We start from the raw sequence: 18183 nt of genomic DNA on the forward strand, positions 1-18183 counted from the left end.
CTTGCTTGAACTCCAGCGTGTAGCGCGCTCTCGTCGTCTTCGTCATTTGCGTTCTCCTTGCTTGCATTGAAACACTCAGCAAGGGATACGTTTTTTGGGGGCAAGGTCAGATATACCAAAGACAACGGCATCGACCTAATCGCGGTACGAAAGGTCGCACCTGATTTGCGATTTTCAATGATGGTTCAGTGCAAACGCTTCTCAGAAAAAAGAAAGGTTGGCGTGGAGTTGGTTCGTGAGATCTGGTCCGTCAAATGGGAGCATGGGTTTCATCAAGCACTACTGGCTACTACCTCCACCTTCACACGGGGCGCCAAGCAGAAGGGAGAGTTGTGGAACCTCGACCTCAGAGATCAAGCTGCAATTGCAGACTGGTGCACGACGCTCGCAGGCGGAAAAGTACAGCAGTACACATAAGCCGGGTTTCCGCTACAAAGTAGAAGAAGAGATGTATGCGCTTCGTGCCTAAGGTGCCTAGCGGTTCCAAGATCTCGAAAGTCGTTCGGACCGAATGAGTGTTTTCGAGAACTGCAAACAGCCGGTTGAATCCGCAGCCCGGAGCGCCGGTTCGCGACATGCGGAGGCAGGCGTTCACACGTGATTTCGTCCTGGTCGTCCGTTGCCACCCGCAATCCGTTCGCTGTCGCCGAACTCGGATTTCCTCGACGATGTCGGCGAAGGTCAAGTTCCGAAAGTAGACCAGCCGTTCGCGAAGAAAAGTGCCAAGGTCTGCTTTCGCCAGCCGCCGACTTTCGACAGACCAAAGGCGAATGACGGCAGCCAGTCTGGAGCGGCGGTCCGAGCGTGCAATCTGTGTGTAGCGCCCCCCGGCGGGAACCAGCAGCTGCTGTGGTTGCGTGAGCGGACGACCTCTCTCCATGGTGGGACGAGCACAACCCAGATTTCTTAGTCAAAAATGACCACAACTCTTTTTCTTTGTAAATCTGGGGGGCCTTACAGGGAGAAATTGACCACAACTTTAGGAAACCTACGAGAGCCCAACAGACGCCGTTGATCTCACTCCACCGTCACGCTCTTCGCCAGATTTCGCGGATTGTCCACGTTCAGGCCCGTTGAGTCTTTTCAGGGTGACTACCCGCGCAGCGTAAACACGACTGATAGGTATGACACAGGCTGCACCTCTACGGCCTCGATCCCATGCAGGGCCGTGGCGTCGAAGAGAAGCGAACCTCCCACCTTGAGTTGGACTACCTTTGTCCCATACCGATAGCTCACTTCGCCCGACAGCAGGTACAAGAACTTGAGTCCTGGGTGCTGGAACGTTACATAGGGCTCGGCGCCAGGTAGAAGGGTCACAAGGTAGGGTTCGACAAAAAGGTTCCCCGAAAGAATGTGGCCGATGAGATCGTAGCGGTAGTTCGCAACGGCGCCGACACGGTCCACCTGCACTCCCCTACCCGCCGGTACATGGGAAAAATCAGTTCGGCCTGGCTGATCGCCAAAGAACCTCGAGATCGGAACGTTCAGTCCACGCGCTATGCGGTAGAGCGTATCCACCGATGGAGACACCAAACCCCGCTCGATGCGAGAGAGCATGGATGCAGAAACGCCGGAGGCGGCTGCAACCTTGCCGCCCGAGACCCCTGCCGCGAGTCGCAGGGCGCGTACCTGAGCGCCAACCTCACACACAGCAGGCCTGTGCGATGGTGAGGTCGACTGGAGAGTCAGCGTCCGCGCGATCGAGGCGGGCAGCTTTACAGCCTTTCCGGTCGGAAACGGTGAAGCCATTGTCACGATGCCAACCCTGGTGCTGAACAACCTCGGATATACAGAGGGGGGTGAAATTAATTCGTTGAGGATTATAAGCTTCGAAGCATGTATTGCGTGGCAATAGATGCCGCAGCCGAGCAGATTCGGCGCCAATGAGTACATCACCGCGCCGGTCCATCATTCCAAAGGGCGCCGTTCCCCGACCGATCACGCCAGCCAGCGTTACAGAGAAAGAGCGCAGCTCGAACCCCGTCTCGTTGGCGCTCGGCAAACACCTCAAGGCTCTACGAATCTCAAGGCAGTTGTCCCAGGAGGAAATGGCCGACAAGGCCGAAGTTGACCGCACACTTGTCAGCCGCATTGAGCGAGGAGTGGCCAATCCGTCGTTGATGACACTGTCTGTCATCTGCTACGTGCTCGATGTCTCGCTATCGGAACTGATGACGCCCATTAAGAAGAATCTCATGCCGCAATGGGCTGATCCGACTGCGCCGATTCGTCGCCAGAACCGTCGTCGCTCCGATAAGCCGTCCACTGGAGCCAAACGCCGCCTTCGCTAGGGACCGAGCTTGGCGCTGGAGCCATGCCCAGAACTGCATCGGACGCACTTCCGCTGGAGGTATCGCTCATCTGAGCACTCGACGTTGTCTATTGGCCGCGCGAACCACCAGATGATTCTGGTACAGGTGCCGAGCGTGTTTCCGGCGAGATCGTCCGGGAGGCTTCAGCTGCCGCCGTGCTTCGACGATCGTCCGATCCGTTCCCGATACTGCCGCGCGACTGGGCTGTCCTTCCAGACAACCGCCCTGCCCTCGTCGACGGCTTCGCGCCCGTAGACGATCCATGCGTCGCAGATGGCGCCGATGGGTTCGATCACCTCGAAGCGCTCAGCGTGCGCCGCCGCGAAGGACGCGAAGACGACCCCCGCTTCGTAGCGTCCTTCGGCGAGCCCGGCCTGGACCGCGAGCACCGTGGGCTCGTGGACGACGGTCGGCCACGCAGAAAGGTCGGCATAGTTCTGCGTGGCGCGCTGCACGCCCACCTTGCCGGCGCCCTCCCCGCTTCCTATGGCGCGTACCAGTGCCATGGGACGGCTGGGGGAAATGAAGGCGTCGACCACCACCATGGCCGTGCGATAGGTGCCCGTGATCTCGGCGGCCGCGGGATGAACGGCGCATTGAAGCAGGTAGTCCGCCTCGCCGGCGATCAGCGCACGCGCGCCGCTGTGGAAGTCGTCGAACAGTACGATGCGAGTGGCGTCCGCAATGCCATGCGCGGCAAGGTACCGCTGGAGAACGAAGTGGTGGTTGCTGCCCTCGAGGCCCAGCGTCGAGAAAGTGAGCATGTGCTTTAGAGGTAGAGCATGTCTGGTGACGGTTGGTCGACCTCGAGGGTTGCCTTTGCGAGGCTCTCGGCCTTCAAGGGCTGCCGGGCTCTGGTCTGAACGGAAGATGTGCGGCTTCATGCAGGCGTGGCGGGCACGCCGATGATCTCATCCTCCAGGCGGCAGGTCTCCGTGATGATCAGCTCGTAGAGGGCTCGCAGGAACGTCGGGCTCATGCCGTGCTCTGCGGCAAAGGCAGCCGCACGTTCCTGCACCACCCCGATGCGGTGGGGCTGCATCATCGGGATCGCATGATCGCGCTTGTGCAGGCCGATCTGGCAGCAGCAGTCAAGCCTCTGCCGCAGGGTCTCGAGCAGCGTCATGTCCAGGCCGTCGAGCTCGTCGCGCAGCGCCTGCAGGATCTGTTGGGCTTCCTCGTTGCTGCGGGCAGGGGTTGTGCCTCCGCTCTGCGTGGCCGTTGCGTCATTGGCCGCGGCCGTGGCTTCCTGGCGCCCGCCCGGGCGCGGTTGTTCCGGGTTCATGGTGGGTCTCCCTACTCGAGCTTGATGCCCTGGCTCGCGATGATCTGGGTGAGCGCTGCCGTGTCCGCCTTCACCCGGCGGACCAGCGCCTCGCCCGATATGCCGGCTGCCTCGTAGCCATGCTGGAAGAGCTTCTGCCGCACCTCGGGCGAGCGGATGACTTCCGAGAGGACCTGGGTCAGGCGCTGGACGATGGGGGCGGGCAGGCTGGCGGGGGCTGCCGCGGCAGTCCAGATCTCGAGCTCGAAATCCTTGAGTCCTGCTTCCTGCAGGCTCGGGTAGTCGGGCACGAGTGCGGAGCGGCGCGCCGAGGTCACGCCGATCGCGCGCAGCTTTCCGGCCTTGACCTGTACTTCCGCGAGGCCCGGCGGAAGGAGCGCCAGTTGCAGCTGCGCGCTGGCCAGGCCGGTGATGACCTGCGGATTGCCCTGGTAGGGCACGTGCACGGCGCCGATCCCGGTGCGGGCCTTGAGGAGCTCCATCCCGAGGTGGCCGATCGTGCCGATGCCGGGCGTCCCATAGCTCCAGGTGCTGCCGGCAGCGCGCGCGGCGTCGAGGAAGCCGCGGGCATCTGACTTCGAGACCTCCGGCGTCGTGGCGAGCACCAGGGGTGCCGTGCAGATGATGCTGAGCGGCACCAGGTCCTTTTGCGGGTCGTAGGGGGTCGCCGGATTGAGGACCTTGGCAATCGTCATGTTGCCGTTGATGAGGATGCCCACCGTGTGCCTGTCGGTGGACTTCGCGACGATGTCCGCCGCGATGTTGCCGCTGGCGCCCGGATGGTTCTCGACGACCACCGGCTGGCCCAGCGCCCTCGCCATGGGGATGGCCAGGGCGCGTGCAACGAAGTCCGGCGACGAACCGCCGCCAAAGCCGACGATGAGGCGCAGCGGTCGCGTCGGCCAGTTCAGATCCGCCGGCTGGGTGCTCGAGGTGCCCGGTGGGCTGGGATCGGTGCGACTCGCACCGGACGATTGCGCGAAGGCGACGCCGGCGCAGGCGAGCGCGCCGAAAACGCACAGCAGGCGCGCGGCAAATGATCGAAAAAGGAGGAAGGACATGGCAAGAGAAGTTGGAAATCGGAAGCCAAGTCTTTCTTCGACGCCGCCCGATCTACGGCTCACACTTCGTGCAGCTTCAGGGACCGCACCAGCGCCAGCAGCTCCGCGCGCCGCGCCCCGACGGCCAAGGGTTCTTCATTCAGCACCTCGAACGGCGGCTCCGGAAGGCGTTGCCCGAACAGCATCAGACAGCGGGCCGCATCGTGGCGCTTCGAGCCGTAGCCGATCGCCTGGGCCGCCGGTCGCTGCAGGTAAGCCGCCTGGGACCAGCGCCTGGTCTGCGGATAGCACCCCGGCAGGCTGTCGATCAACTGCGCCCGCGAGATCTTCTGCAGCCTCGGCAGATACGGCGTATGGAAGCTGACATACCGCAGCACCGGCGGCAGCTTTAGCTTGACCAAGTGGAAATGCGCCAGCGAGGCCACCTCGAACAAGCCGGGCGGCGAGAGTGAGACGTCGTGGAGCACGGACTCCATGTAAGCGGCTTCCGGGCTGCTCGCAACATAGTAGGTGTGCACCGGCGTGTCATCCGCCTGGTCAATGGGCGCAAAGCGGGTGTCGCCCCAGCCTTCGGCGAATGTCTGTGCCGTGGTGCTGGGATGGCTGCGCGTGCAGTACACGTGGTACCAAACGGGCACCTCCTCGTGCGTTACTTCCAGGACTTCGAAGTCCTCGGCCGGGCCGGGGTCGGGCAGGTCGCAGGCCGCGCCGTGCGGCGGACCGCCGCTCATGCGACGTAGCTAGTGCGCCGCCGCTGCGCCGCATGGAGCACGGCGTCATGCCGGTCCAGCGCCTCCTTTGGCGCGACCGGCGTGCCGTCGGCTCCGACGATCCAGGCATTCGGGTAGTGGAACCACGCCGCCAACACCCACGGGTCGGCGACTTCTCCGAAGGCTTTCAAGATCTCGCGGATGACAGGCAGGGGCTCGTACATCGCATCGAACTGGTAGCGGGCGAAGTACTCCCTCCCGCCGTGGCTCACGCCGTAGATACGCCCACGCCGCTTCCAGTCGCTCGCCGGCTGCGACTTGCTCTTGGGCGCCGCTGCCTGCAGCACGTTCAACTGCTCGGCGGTCAACCAGTCGCCCTCGGCGAACACCTGCCGCAGCGTCCGCATCCGATGCACGCGGTCCTCGAGCAGTTCGGTGCTCGGCTCCAGCAGGCCTGTGGCGATCTCCGCCAAATGGTCGGCACGCACGATCACCTGACCCTGGCCGGCGTGCATCAACACCACCAGCGCCTTCTCGATAGCTTCGACCACCGACGACACCGCTGCCGGATCGGTATCGTCCGGCATGTTGACCGGCACACGCAGCCCGCCGGCCGGCCCGGCAGGCATTTGAAAGTGCATCGCTTCGGTGGGCATGGCGGGCTCCTTTGGCTTCCGATCTTGCCGACATACTATCATCAATCGTCAATCTCGGCAAACGAACGCGTTCGTGACGGCGTGGGTCAAAGGGCGCCCGCCCCCGGGCGGAGATCATTGGACCTGCCTTGTGGTTGGTCCCCGCTGGCCCTTTGCTGCTACGTGACGGCCAGCGGCTGCGCCGGCGCGTCGAAGCGAGCGCTCGCTTCGACGCGCCGGTGGACGGCAACGCCGCTTCGTGTTCCAGCAATTGGTGCCGCGGCGCATGCAGACCGGCGAGATTGCCGTGACCGACGCGGCCGGCGAGACGCGCGTGTTCCGGCGCGATTCCGACTGCCAGCCAACGACTGGTTCCTGGTCGGCCAGGCCGACCTCACGGTCGGACGGGACCGCACCAGTCGCCCTGCCGCATTGCTGATCACCGGCAAGAACCGCAACGACACCTGGACCGAAGGCCGCCTCGCCTTCTACGGCAAGGGCACCTCAGCGATCGCTGGCAGTTCACCGCCAGCGTCGACACCGAGGAGCGCGAACTCGGCGACCTGTTCCGCAGTTCACCCTCAGTCGAGCAGGCCGAGCTTCGAGGAGCGCGCGACCGCGGCACTCTTGTTGGCCACGCGCAGCTTCGCAATGGCGTTCTTGATGTGGAAGTTCACCGTGTTCGCCGAGATCGAGAGGATCGAAGCGATCTCCTCGCTGGCTCAGCGAAGGTCAGTGCGCTCGCCTTCCGGACGCAAGCTACAACCCCATTGCGACACGATCGCTCAGACCCTGAGTTGACGCGCACAACGCAATGTCGGCTATGGCATCGCGCCGAGGCTTCTTCATGTCGGAGTCATCGGTCCATCGCTTGAGTCGGATTGCCAGAACTTCCACCAGGGTCGCCTGGGGGTCGGAACCAGCGGGGCACGCAGGGTGATCATCTGGCTCGCGCGAATGCGCCCTCGCCTTTCGACTTCGAGCACGTGGGCGACTCCGAACGCGCCGGACTCACCGCGCGCAGCGCGAGCCCGCCAGGCGTGCGCCAACTCGTCAAGCTCGGCATCTTCGAGCTGGGCCAGTTGAGATGGCGTTGGAACGGCAGTCATGTCCTCTTGAAGTGAACCGAGTGAATCTTGGACGGGCGCAAGGCACCACCGAACGCTGTGGCATCCGGCACGACCATTATCTACATAATTAGTAATTATGACGTGGCATCTGTCACGGCACTTTGAGTTGGGAAGCGCGACAAGAATTTCTCCTTCTAGCCCCAGGCGCGGGTTATCAATTCGTCCATGGCATCGGTGATCTGTTGCCCGTGATCCGCGAGCGATTCGACGACAGCACCCAGGTGGTCAAGGGCCACAGAGACGGTTTGAAGTGGATTGAGTACCACCTCGACGCCACCGACACTGAAGATCGGGTTCATTCGAGACCCGGATATGGACGCGCCGCTCGGGGCGTTCTGGCGGAGAACCAGCGGGACTACAACGCGGCGACGATAGGCATCGAATCGCGCGGACTGGATGACCACGACGTAAGGAATGCTGTCCTTCTGGCTGCCCTTGTTGCGATGGACGTCGAATTGCGCCATGGCGCGGGTTAGAGCGTCGAGTGTTCGTCAGCGAACGAACCGAACTTGTTGTCGAATTCGTTCCAGGCTTCCGCGCTGGCTGTTGCCCAGTCACGTTGAGCCTTCTGTTGGGTGTCACCGCGCGCTCGCGCCTCCTGAAGCTCTTTCATGTCTTGAGGGGAGATCATGTATGCAGCTGGTCGCCCATGGCGCGTGATGATGATTGGCTCACGCTGTGCCTTGTCAAGAAGCTGTCCGAATCTGTTTTGCGCATCAACGGACGTGACAGTAATCATGGTTCAATCCCGATGAAAATAGCTAACCTGTACAGTTTAGCCCGGCCAGCTGCCCGACGTCCAGATGTGCCACGGACCGGAGCCGCCAACTGGTAGCTATGCGCTCGATCTGGCGCTCAGGCGAACAGCGCCGTCACCTGTGTCCGAGCGCTCACAATTCCACCTGGCTGGCCGGCAGGTGCGCTGGCGCGCTCTACTTCCGGCGCTGCGATGCCGAAGGCTTCCCGCTTGCCAAGATCGACTGGAGAGCAAAACCCCGACGAGACGCTCGAGCTCGCGGCATCGCGTGGGAGAGCTGCGATGGCCTCGGAAGGGGCGATCCATGGCGTTGTATTGAGCCGATTAAAAGCTGGACAGTTGGCGGTCAGGCGTGTGGGAAAAACCGAGCGGCCCCTGCTCCTATCTGCCCGGTGAGTCCGCGAAGGCGAACGTCCGTCACGTCAAATGGAACGAAGTCGGAATTGCGGACGCAAGGCAAGCTTCCCTGGCCTGCAGGCGCGACTTGCACCTCAAGGTCGGATCCGTAGTCGTTCGGTCCCTCCCTCGAATCGATCTCCCAAGTCGAAGGGTGGCAGAGATCGACCAGATGCTTGGAAGCTGTGCTGATCCGATGATTGCGGTCAACGATTGGGAAGTCTGCGGACATGCCGAGTGTTGGTACAAGGTTCCCCCGCGGCGGCGCGATGGCGTTGGAGCGGGAAGTTGCTTTTTGTCAGATGAGCTTGGAGGCTTTCGCGAGGTAGGCCGCCGTCTGCGGCAAGCCGCGCAGCTCGAGCGCCTTGACCAACTCCTCAGCGGAGCGCGCTGGATTTGTCCAACTCGCTCGCATCTCCTTGATGGCAAGTCGAGCCCGGCGACCAGCTTTTCGTACCCGACGACCAGGCAGTCCGGCACCGCATCGCGCATGAGGCTGACGGTCCGTTCGATGGCTTGCGCCTGCTCGGGCCGCTTCTCAAGCAGGTTGCGCGTCCACTCTTCTTCGATGGTGGCGCTCCAGCGCGCGTGATAGAGGCCGGCGAACGTGAGCCGCATCAGCACGTCTCGTACGAGTTGCGGGTACAGCACGCACGCGTCGAGGATCGCGGTGAACCGCTCGGAGCCCGCCATCGCCTAGAACTCGAATCCTGCCTCTTGGGATACGCGCGCCAGCTCGTCGAGCGCGGCGCGAGACTTCTCGCGCGACGCCGCCTGGTAGGCCAGCAGATCCTCGAACGCGATGCGCCGATGGCGGCCCACCTTCCGGTGCTTCAGCCTCCCCTCCTCAATCTCCTTGATCACGAACGGGCGCGAGACGTTCAGAATCGCGGCCGCCTCCTGCGTGGTCAACTCCGCCTGCTGCGGCACCAGCATCAGCGGCTGGCGCGCGGCCATGGTGCGCAGCACATGCGCGAGCAGGTGCAGCGCCCGCGGCGGCAGCTTCAGGACTGGCGCCGCTTGGGTCGCATCGTCGAGGTCCAGGGTGACATCGATATGGTCAGCCTTGGAATGATCCAACGCCATCACCAGGCACTGATGCGCAGCCGCCGCCATCTCCGCCTCGGCTTGCGTGGCAGGTTCCAGCACTTCGCTCGTCATTTCGCTTTCTCCTTGCAGTTGCTTCAACACGGCTTCCAGCCTCTTAAGGGGCCGTGGGGTGATGATGATGAGGCCTAAACGCAGTAGACGCAATATTCGTAGTAATCGAAAGAACTATCACGCGTGGAAATCCGTTCGGCGGTGCCGGATAGCCAGCGCTCACTCCGGCGACCGTCTCAGGGACAGCAGGGCGTGCGACGCCGAGAGCGACTCCCGCGCTCTCCCCTTCAACCCCACCGGGCGGGGCGGGCGTCTTCACAGGCCTCGAACTGCTCGGCCTGCGGGAAATTCTCCATGCGCTGCGCTTACGCGATCGGCCAAGCCCTGCAGCGCCGGCGCCGCGGCGAATCGATCCGGGTCGAGCAGGATCAGCCGCGCGGTCTGAATTTCTATTCCCGCCGCGGCGGCCGCGCCCTGCGAACTCGGCGTCATCGACATGGGGCGAGCTGCGGCGACGTCGGAAAGGAGGTCATGGCTTATTGAAGTTGCTCGATCAAAAGCTGGACACTTCCGGCCTTGGCGGCAAGACGTGTGAAAGAACCGCACGGCCCCTGCTGCCCTTCGCCAATGGCATGACGCCGAGTGGGCCAAGGATGATGGCGGCCGCAGCAATGCTCAGCATTCCTGGTGACTGCATGCCCATGCCTTGGGCGTTTTGAACGGATTCAGCACCCCGAGCCGAACGGCCGGTCCGGTCCTGACCATTCCGGTTGCGGCGGTTGAGCCCAATGAGGTGTCCGCCGTCGAAGACATCACGAGTCTCTCCGTCCCGCCGGGCCGTCCGGTGGCCTATTTCAGGATGCGGGAGCTGTCAAAGGAATAGTGCCGCATCGGCTCAACTACTGTGTCGCATGACAGAAGTTGGGGCAAGAATCAGCGCATCTCGGATTCCGTGAAACATTGCGCCTCCCAATTGGAGCAAGAATCCGTAAGACTTTTTCTGAAGTGCGACAACAACTTAGCTTGCGCGCTGTGCCTTGGGCAAAAAATTGTTTCACGGAAATCGGGAGCGGAAAAGCACTTTGGCAATAGCGGGCTGATAATTCGGTTATTCAGTAACCAAATCATTCAGGCGTGGCGCATTTGTCCTCCTTACCCACCGATCGTGCTTCAGAACAGGTTGTGGATCTCGGAGAATTCCGTGATGCCGCATGGCCGGAAATCAGCAGTGTCGCGGACCTCGGGCGCATTCTGGTCATCTTGCACGGCGCCAGCGCGCCGTCAGAAGCAATGCTGAAAAAGTGGAGTGCAAGCGGCGAATTCAGGGAATGTCTCATCGCGTCGCGCGGGGAGGCCGACCCGGGCGGTCAGGATGGCGCGAACGCCAAGGGCACCGTGCTGCCTGGCAAACCGGGCCGGCCAGGACTGCGCCTGGCCACGGACAAAGCGATCGCACGGGTCTATGAGTTGTGGCCGCAGCTTGCGGACTCAGACCCGAAGGCCGTCTTCGAGGAAGCCGTGGCGCGCACGGCCCGCCAGCTGTCTGCGGTGCTGCGCCCGCTGATGCACGACCAGGTGGCACCTGCTGCGCCCGCTCACCGATTCCACGAAGCGGCGCCCGCGGCCGCGCCGCCCTCGGAGGAACTTGCAGAGTGGCAGCAGCGCATTGAGCAGGTGCTCTTGACGCTGGGTGACGACGTGCGAGAAATGCGGCGCGAGATGGCGCAGTTCGCTGCGCTGCGAAACAACCTGATTACCAGGCTTGACGAGGTGGTGGCGCGTTCCAGAGAGACTTTGCTCGCCACCGCGCGCGCGGACGGAGGCGGCGGCAACCCCATCGTCGAGGCTCGGCGCGACAGGGACATGGGAGTTCTGAAGTCGACGATCGATCAGATCCTGTCGTCGCTCGAGCGTCTCGAGGCGTCTCGCGGCTCGCAGTCATAAGAGGCGTGAGGGTGGTTGCGGCCTGATCGCCGTCGCTGTTCGGAGGGGTGTAGTACGGTACTACACGCGGTTCGGTACCGACGACTTCCCCGCCCGGGTCGCTTCGATCGCGGGGTGTAGTACCGTACTACACCTCCCGATTCGGATATTCGAGGCCAACAAAAAAGGCGCCCAAGGCGCCTTTTTTGTTTGTCCTGCGGGAATCTCTCTTTATCCTTCCGCTACAAACTGCTTGAGCAAACGGGCGAGCTCCAACTGACGCGCCGCGGTCAAGCCGACATGGATCCGGATGGAAGGCCGGGCTTCCCCATCGACCTTCATCGTCGCGATCGTCGTACCCGCCTTCTCGAAAGTCTGAATCGACGGGTGCGACGGGGCCCGCATTGCCGCCTGCGGCGACGTCAGCCGCGCAAAGATCTCCTTCGCGCTCATCGTGCCGCGGTCCGCCGCGATCTCGGCCGCCCGGGCTTCCAGTCCCGCGGGGTCGCTCTCCACCGCGGCCTTGAACGCCGTCGACCATCGAAACTGAAGATCCAGCGGTGACGCGAAGGCCTGCAGCACCGCCTGGGGCAGCCGCGCCAGCACCAGCGCCTTCGAGAGATTGGTCGGGTCCACGCCGATCGCGGTGGCCATCTGGCGCAAGGACGGATAGAGGCCGCGGTCCAGCGCACGTGCGTACATCACGCCCTGCTCCCAGGCCGACAGATCGGCACGCTCCCGATTCTCGCGCTCCATCTCCTCGAACAGCGCACGATCGTCCAGGTTGTCCACGAAAGCCAGAACCTGAAGTCCCAGCTGCAGACACGCCTCGTGCCGGCGATGGCCGAACACGATCTCGTACTTGGGACCATCGCCCGGACTCGCGATCGGGCGCACCTTGATGGGCTGGATATTGCCCCCGGCCTCCTTGATCTCGCGCTTGAGATCCTCGAAGTCCTCGAGTCGAAAACTCGACTCGTGGCGATTGGCATAGTCGCTGCGCTTGATCTCGCGCGGGTCGAGCAAGCGCGTCGCCTTGGCGCCGTCCCAGGTGTGGAGCTCGGTCACGGCATCGTTCAGGCGCCCCTCGAGTTCCGCCGCCCGCGCGGCTTGCCCGCGCAGCAGGTCGTTCTCGCGCAGGAGTTCTGAACGCTGGTCGTTGGCCAGCGCCATCATGGCGCCCGGCGCCGTCTTCGGCTTGGTGACGTCGGGCGTGGGTGCCGCCACCGGCATCAACGATGCGAAGTCGATCTTGGAGGCCTTGTCTTTCAGTCCCATGTCAAACCACCGTTTCCAGAACCTGCCGCTCCGCCACCTGGTGCGCCCACACCGCTTCGATCTGCTGCTCGATCAACTCGCACATCCGATCGTAGGCAACCCGCGCCCGGGAAAATGTCTTGGAGTTCACCGAGCCGCGCGGCAGGTCATAGACGGTTCCGAACTCCGCGCTGGCGGTCGCCGCCACCGCGGTCTTCGGGATCTCGATCGGCAGCACCTTGTCGCCGTAGCCCTCGAGCACCCACTGGCGCACCACCGAGCTGGCCGTGTCCGAGGCCTCGACCCGCGACAACAGCACATCGATGAACTCGAAGCTCTTGTCCTTGCCACGGCTTCGGACCAGCTGGTTGCATAGGTCGGAGAACAGGTCCCAGAACTGGGCCGAGCTCGCGAAGTCGAGCGCGGAAGGGGGCAGGGGCATGATGACGCCGTCGGCCGCCATCAGCGCGTTGATCGTCACGTAGCTCAGGGACGGCGGGGTGTCGATCACGATCACGTCGTAGGCCTCGCGCGTCAGGTCCAGGCCGCGGTCCAGCACGCGCCAGAACTCGAAGCCCGCGTCCCTCGCCTGCCGCGCCGGCAGGTGGAATTCCGCGCCATAGAGAAGCGGCGCCGCGCAGACCAGGTCGATGTTCGGCCAGTAGGTCGGGCGGATCGCATACTGCAGGTTGTCCTGCTCCCCGGTGAACAGCGACATCGCCGTGTGCTCGGTCTCGACTTCGGCGTCCGGCAGCACCCCGAACAGGGTGGTGGCGGAGCCCTGCGGATCCAGGTCCAGCAACAGCACCTTGTGCCCGCGCATCGAGAGCCCCTGGGCCAGTGTGACCGCCGAGGTGGTCTTCGCCACGCCGCCCTTGAAGTTGGCGACGGTGATCGTGATGCCGGCGGCGCCCTCCGGCCGCAGGTGGTCGGCACGCAGCTCGCGGGCCCAGGCCTGGGCCTCCGCCATCGTCCATTCACGACTGTTGCCATGGATCTCGCCACTGGGCAGGTCGCCGCGCGTGAGCCGGTAAGCTATCTTGGACTTGTCGACCCCGCACAGCTCGGCCAATTGCACGGCCTTGAGCGTCGGCGCGGTCTTGGTGGCGGTCGGTGCCAGCATCGCAACCCGGATGCGCTCCATCATGCCCGCGACCTTGTGCGCCTGGTGCTCGATGTCCTCGAGATTCTGGCGCCGGATGGTTTGCTTGATGTCCACGAAGTCTGCCCCGGAAGTTGAAGAGTGCTGCGATTATGCCCATCACCTTCGTAAAAACGAAGAATCTTCAACAATCATCCTGCGCGGACGCTGCCCTGTGGCGGCCTTCGTATTCTGTTCTCCATCCACCTCTCCCGAGATTAAAAGATATTGAATACCTTAAAGAGATTAAGCCCCTGACAAATTCAATTTTCTCTTTATAAATCAATAACTTACGAGACAATATTCGCGTGCGCCGTCCGGGTTTTGATCGCTTGCGTCCAGCTTCTAATCGCATCTGTCCAGACTCTGATCGGCAACCGTCCAGCCGGTGACGCGATACCTCGCAGCTTATCCACAGCAGTGCTGAGGCCCCAAAATCTGCCCGTTTGCCTTCGCAAGAGGGCAATGTCCAGGTTCTAACCGCCCCAATGAAGACCGTCAGAACAGGCTGCGAGGCGAACTGTCCGGGTTTTAATCGGGCCGGCTGATGCCCCCGAGGCAGGGGAGTTCACCAAGTGTCCAGCTTTTAATCGGGCCCGGTTCTGATTGTCGACCCCTCGCGCCCAGCGCGGGAGAGAGGGTGCCGGCAGTCCGGTGATTCCGCTTGTGTCCAATCGGAGTTGGACATACGATCAGGTCCTCATGAACAGTCAGAAGAACGTCGTGGCGCCTGATGCCGACGAAGCGCTCGAGTTGCGCAAGCCGCACGAGATGATCGTGATGATGCCGCGCTCGGCGCGCGTGACGCTGACCGGCCGTCGCATCTACACGGCGCTGCTGCAGATCTCCCAGACGCGGCTGGTGGCCATGCCGGCCATGCCCTCGGCCGACTTCATGTTCGAGGCACCCCTGGCGGCTGTGCTGCGCACCACCGGCTCCAGCGGCAGCGAGCGCACCGCGGCGAAGCGCTATCTGCTGGAAATGCGCAGCCTGGAAGTCGACTGGGAGTCGACCGCGCCCGGGGATGGCGTGAAGTGGCGGGGCTTCTCCATGCTCTCGGAAGTCGCCCTGGAAGTGCGCCGCGGCGAGAACTGGGTCAGCTGGTCGTATCCGCCCACGATCATGTCCGCCCTGCGCGAGCCGCAGCGCTGGGCCACCATCGATCTGGAAGTTCTCGGCAAGCTCGGCTCCTATACGGCCGTGGCGCTCTACGAGATCTGCATTCGCTATCGGGACAATCCGAGCGGGGTCACCAGTCGCAAGCCCGTGGCGTGGTGGGTCGACGCCTTGAGCAACGGCCCGGGCCCCGAGCGGCGCGAGTGGCGCAAGTTCAAGAACGAGCGCGTGAAGGATGCAGTGGCCGAGATCAACAGCGACACGGACCTGGAGATCGAGCTCATCGAACACAAGCAGGGCAGGCTGATCCACGAGGTTCAGTTCGCCGTCAGGAAGAAGCGCCAGGCGTCGCTGCCACGGGCCGCCTCGAATCAACCCGTGGATGCCAACCTGATCCTGCGGGCCGAAACACTCGGTATCCGGGAGATCAAGCTCGAAGGCCTGATCAAGGAGTTCGGTGACGACCGTGTCCGCGATCAGATCGCGGTGCTCGAACGACGCGCCGGCAACAAGAGCCTGCGCGCCGTCGACAACGCTTTCTCCTATCTGCGCTCGCTGCTGCGCAACGAGACGGAGCCCGATGCGCCAACGGGGCCGGCGACCGCCACCCCTTCGCTGCCCGTGGCTGAGCCCGCACAGGCCGCGCCCGCGCAGCCCGCAGCCTCCGACGGGTCGACCTGGTTGCGCGAGCAGATCGAAGCCATGAAGAAAGAGGTCGCCGCCCTGGAGCCGGCCAAGCTCAACGGCTGGGTCAATCGGGCCCTTCAGGATCTGGCGCGCAAAGGCGCACTGAACGCGGTCATCAGTCGCAGAGCTGCGCAGGGAGACGTTCTTCACGGGCTCCTCGGATCAGCAGTGGTCTACGCCTATGCCGATGCGACCTACGGCCCGGACTGGAAGGTCGATCGGCAGCTGTTCGATGCGCCGGCCGGCAAATAGGCCCATTCCCACTGACCTCAGGATCCGGCGCCATGGCCCCCGGCTTGACCAACGATTCAGCTACTGCAATCGCATCCAAATGATGTGAGTGTTCACATCATTGGAAGGGCGCTTGAAGGGGGAACAACCAGCCCCGGCAATCCGTCCAGTGCTCTTGGGAGATTTTAATTCCGTGTTCACGGAACAATGGACTGGGAGGCTGCAAGCGGTGATAATTCCGGTATTGCGGAACAATCGACTCTACTCCCGGGCTCAAGAATTAGTTCCGTAAAGGCGGAACTATGACACGCAAGCTTCCTATCCCCGATGAAACCGTTTCCCCCGTGGTGCGGAACCTGGCCGATCTTGGGCGGCTGGTGCGCAACCAGCGCGCTCACGCCCGTCTGCGCATCGACGATGCGGCTTCCCTCAGCCTGGTGTCGCCGGACATGCTGTCGCGCCTGGAGAACGGAAAGCCGGTCACCGTGGACAAGTTGATGCTGGTCCTGGAGGGGCTGGGCCTGCGAATACTCGTCGTACCTGCGCGCGCGTTGCCCCGCGTGGAAAGCGCCCTCAGGTCGTCCTCCCAGACTACGGGAGCGTAGCCATGGATGACTACGCCCTGCATCTCTACGCCGGGGAAGTCTTTGTCGGTGCATTGAAGTTCGACCCCGGGAGCGAGGAATTCGCTCTCGAGTACGACCCCGCCTGGGTAAAGAATCCAGCCGGATTCCCGCTGTCACCCCACCTTCCTCTTGCAGGGGATGCGTCGTCAGGCACGGTCAAACGCTTTGTAGAGAATCTGCTGCCCGAGGGCAATGCGTTGGACGTTGCGTCGAAGCACTCCAACATCATGAAGAACAACATCTTCGGTCTCATCCGCCATCTTGGACGCGAGACTGCAGGCGCATTGAGCTTCGTCCCCGTGGGACAGAAGCCAGGCGAGGGGGGCCCACAGGCTCGCGAAATACCCCTCGCGGAGCTCGAGGAGCGCATCCAACGCCGAGCTCAGCAGCCCTTCAGCGTCTGGGATGGCAAGGTGCGCATGTCGGTCGCCGGCTTCCAGGACAAGCTGCTGGTGCTGAAGGACGGCGACAAGCTCTTCCTGGCCGATGGCTCGCTCGCCTCGACGCACATCCTGAAGCCGCAACCGCTCAGCGAGGCCATGCCCTTCATGGTGGCCAACGAGCACTTCTGCATGAAGCTCGCGAACCGCATCAGCCAGAGCCGCTTCAACGCGGACTATGCCGCCGAAGTGGAGATCCTGAGAGTGCCGTCGGCCGTGCTGGCAGTGAAACGGTTCGACCGCCGCAGGACCAAGGACTCGGTCGATCGACTGCACATCATCGATGCGTGCCAGGCACTCGACATGTCAGTGACCACCAAGTACGAGCGGAACATGGGCGAAGGAGAGGATGTGAAGCACATTCGCGATGGCGTGAGCTTCCAGAAGCTCATGGATGTGCGCAAGGACCTGATCGACCAAGCGCTGGGCGTGCAACGAATCGTGCTCTGGGCGGTGACGACGCTCTTGCTGGGCAACAGCGATGCGCACGGCAAGAACCTCTCCTTCTACAGCCAGAACGCCGGTCTCGCAGTGACCGAACTCTACGATCTGGTGAGCGTCGTGCAGTACAAGAACATCCACCACGATCTCGCGATGGCATTCGGAGACGAGTTCGAACTCAACGGCATCAAGTCGTTCGCGCTTGCGGACTTTTGCGAGCGCACTCGCATTCCACGACCCTACTTTGCGCGGGAGCTCACGAAGCTGTGCGAGCTCGCGATCGTGCAGGCCAAGCTGCAGGCCGAGGATTCTGTCTACGTCGACGAAGAAAGAAAGTTCGTATCCGGCCTGGCCAACTTCATTGTGGAGCGCGCGGCAAACCTCCTCAAGATGGCCGGGGACATCCCCAAATTCAAGAAAGTTAACTTCTAGCCAGGCACACCCACCAACTGGCCGAGGTGTGGCGAACGAAGAGGGTGCGCAGACCGCTCTCAATCCTGCAACCATGGACCCAGCGGGCCACTTCCTGCGTGACGTCCACGAGACCTCGGCCGGCCGTCTCGATCTCCAGTGTCGTGCTGTTCTGGCGAAGCATGCCGCAGCATCGGCGCTGGCGCGATCGTGCGCACCGAGCCTGGAATGCAGCTGCGACCTGGGGGAGGGGCAGGGCGCGGGCGGCGGGCACCTGCGCCAGACCGCCAGTTCGTCCGAGCACTGGCTCGAACGCCCGTCACGCCCCGACCTTGGACCCAGATGCCCCGGAGGCCACCATGACATGCCATCCACCGAGATGCTGACCGAGAACGCCTGACAAACAAGTCCTCATAGAAGCCGACCTTCAATGGGCGCCATTTACCGATCAGGATGGGCCAGATGCGGACGCGTGACCAGAACACAGCGTTCTGCTGTGGGGACAGGCGCTCAGAGCAAAGGA

Annotated in this window: 19 protein-coding genes and 1 pseudogene; 8 read left to right on the forward strand and 12 right to left on the reverse strand. The window is 63.0% G+C overall.

The genetic code is table 11. The annotated features are described in order from the left end of the window. The first annotated feature begins 57 nt into the window (after nt 1-57). Nucleotides 58-417: a restriction endonuclease gene (locus BLS74_RS32045; RefSeq protein ID WP_093111824.1), complete on the forward strand. Its 360-nt coding sequence runs from the start codon at nt 58-60 to the stop codon at nt 415-417. 675 nt (nt 418-1092) lie between these two features. Here BLS74_RS32045 and BLS74_RS32050 read toward each other — a convergent pair. Continuing rightward, nucleotides 1093-1650, reverse strand: a complete 558-nt coding sequence (locus BLS74_RS32050; protein ID WP_244504129.1) for a helix-turn-helix domain-containing protein — start codon at nt 1648-1650, stop codon at nt 1093-1095. 233 nt (nt 1651-1883) lie between these two features. On the opposite strand from BLS74_RS32050, the gene BLS74_RS35610 reads away from it, so the two are divergent. Beyond that, nucleotides 1884-2291, forward strand: a complete 408-nt coding sequence (locus BLS74_RS35610; protein WP_093111826.1) for a helix-turn-helix domain-containing protein — start codon at nt 1884-1886, stop codon at nt 2289-2291. 164 nt (nt 2292-2455) lie between these two features. Here BLS74_RS35610 and BLS74_RS32060 read toward each other — a convergent pair whose 3' ends face one another. The 6 genes and pseudogenes from BLS74_RS32060 to BLS74_RS35685 form a co-directional block, all read right to left on the reverse strand. Beyond that, nucleotides 2456-3076 (reverse strand): hypothetical protein, encoded by a 621-nt coding sequence (locus tag BLS74_RS32060; protein ID WP_093111828.1) that lies wholly within the window; start codon nt 3074-3076, stop codon nt 2456-2458. 116 nt (nt 3077-3192) lie between these two features. Continuing rightward, nucleotides 3193-3597, reverse strand: a complete 405-nt coding sequence (locus BLS74_RS32065; RefSeq protein ID WP_093111830.1) for a chorismate mutase family protein — start codon at nt 3595-3597, stop codon at nt 3193-3195. 11 nt (nt 3598-3608) lie between these two features. Next, on the reverse strand, nt 3609-4658 hold the full coding sequence (locus BLS74_RS32070) for a Bug family tripartite tricarboxylate transporter substrate binding protein (RefSeq protein ID WP_093111832.1): 1050 nt from the start codon (nt 4656-4658) through the stop codon (nt 3609-3611). A gap of 59 nt (nt 4659-4717) precedes the next feature. Then, entirely contained in the window at nt 4718-5389 is a 672-nt protein-coding gene (locus BLS74_RS32075; protein WP_093111834.1) for an RES family NAD+ phosphorylase, read from the reverse strand. Continuing rightward, on the reverse strand, nt 5386-6024 hold the full coding sequence (locus BLS74_RS32080; protein WP_244504123.1) for a hypothetical protein: 639 nt from the start codon (nt 6022-6024) through the stop codon (nt 5386-5388). Before BLS74_RS32080 ends, BLS74_RS32075 begins: the two co-directional genes overlap by 4 nt. A gap of 560 nt (nt 6025-6584) precedes the next feature. After that, nucleotides 6585-6716 (reverse strand): annotated as a pseudogene (locus BLS74_RS35685) (LuxR C-terminal-related transcriptional regulator); the annotation flags it as partial. 273 nt (nt 6717-6989) lie between these two features. Here BLS74_RS35685 and BLS74_RS34690 point away from each other — a divergent pair. Next, nucleotides 6990-7127 (forward strand): hypothetical protein, encoded by a 138-nt coding sequence (locus BLS74_RS34690; protein ID WP_170855796.1) that lies wholly within the window; start codon nt 6990-6992, stop codon nt 7125-7127. A gap of 140 nt (nt 7128-7267) precedes the next feature. Here BLS74_RS34690 and BLS74_RS32095 read toward each other — a convergent pair whose 3' ends face one another. The 3 genes from BLS74_RS32095 to BLS74_RS32110 form a co-directional block, all read right to left on the reverse strand. Next, entirely contained in the window at nt 7268-7597 is a 330-nt protein-coding gene (locus BLS74_RS32095; protein ID WP_093111840.1) for a CcdB family protein, read from the reverse strand. 8 nt (nt 7598-7605) lie between these two features. Next, the gene (locus tag BLS74_RS32100; RefSeq protein ID WP_093111842.1) at nt 7606-7872 is read right to left on the reverse strand and encodes a type II toxin-antitoxin system Phd/YefM family antitoxin; all 267 of its coding nucleotides are present in this window, start codon (nt 7870-7872) and stop codon (nt 7606-7608) included. Nucleotides 7873-8982: 1110 nt separating this feature from the next. Further along, nucleotides 8983-9474, reverse strand: a complete 492-nt coding sequence (locus BLS74_RS32110; protein ID WP_244504125.1) for a helix-turn-helix domain-containing protein — start codon at nt 9472-9474, stop codon at nt 8983-8985. Nucleotides 9475-9741: 267 nt separating this feature from the next. On the opposite strand from BLS74_RS32110, the gene BLS74_RS34695 reads away from it, so the two are divergent. Next, nucleotides 9742-9930 (forward strand): hypothetical protein, encoded by a 189-nt coding sequence (locus BLS74_RS34695; RefSeq protein WP_170855797.1) that lies wholly within the window; start codon nt 9742-9744, stop codon nt 9928-9930. Nucleotides 9931-10521: 591 nt separating this feature from the next. Continuing rightward, the gene (locus BLS74_RS32115; protein WP_139191802.1) at nt 10522-11331 is read left to right on the forward strand and encodes a hypothetical protein; all 810 of its coding nucleotides are present in this window, start codon (nt 10522-10524) and stop codon (nt 11329-11331) included. 210 nt (nt 11332-11541) lie between these two features. On the opposite strand, the gene BLS74_RS32120 is transcribed toward BLS74_RS32115, so the two are convergent. Together BLS74_RS32120 and BLS74_RS32125 are read right to left on the reverse strand one after the other, a co-directional pair. Further along, nucleotides 11542-12588: a ParB/RepB/Spo0J family partition protein gene (locus BLS74_RS32120; RefSeq protein WP_093111848.1), complete on the reverse strand. Its 1047-nt coding sequence runs from the start codon at nt 12586-12588 to the stop codon at nt 11542-11544. Nucleotide 12589: 1 nt separating this feature from the next. Further along, nucleotides 12590-13786, reverse strand: coding sequence for a ParA family protein (locus tag BLS74_RS32125; RefSeq protein WP_244504126.1), 1197 nt, complete (start codon nt 13784-13786; stop codon nt 12590-12592). Between the two features lie 624 nt (nt 13787-14410). On the opposite strand from BLS74_RS32125, the gene BLS74_RS32130 reads away from it, so the two are divergent. The 3 genes from BLS74_RS32130 (at nt 14411) to BLS74_RS32140 (ending at nt 17681) form a co-directional block, all read left to right on the forward strand. Continuing rightward, complete coding sequence (locus tag BLS74_RS32130; RefSeq protein WP_093111850.1) at nt 14411-15763, forward strand: replication initiation protein; 1353 nt, start codon at nt 14411-14413, stop codon at nt 15761-15763. Nucleotides 15764-16044: 281 nt separating this feature from the next. Next, nucleotides 16045-16347 carry a helix-turn-helix domain-containing protein gene (locus tag BLS74_RS32135; RefSeq protein ID WP_170855798.1) on the forward strand — a complete coding sequence of 101 codons (303 nt, stop codon included), beginning with the start codon at nt 16045-16047 and terminating at the stop codon, nt 16345-16347. A 2-nt stretch (nt 16348-16349) separates the two neighbouring features. Then, on the forward strand, nt 16350-17681 hold the full coding sequence (locus BLS74_RS32140) for a HipA domain-containing protein (protein ID WP_093111852.1): 1332 nt from the start codon (nt 16350-16352) through the stop codon (nt 17679-17681). The last annotated feature ends 502 nt before the right edge of the window (nt 17682-18183 follow it).

Source organism: Variovorax sp. CF079 (assembly GCF_900101545.1).
Taxonomy (GTDB): domain Bacteria; phylum Pseudomonadota; class Gammaproteobacteria; order Burkholderiales; family Burkholderiaceae_C; genus Variovorax.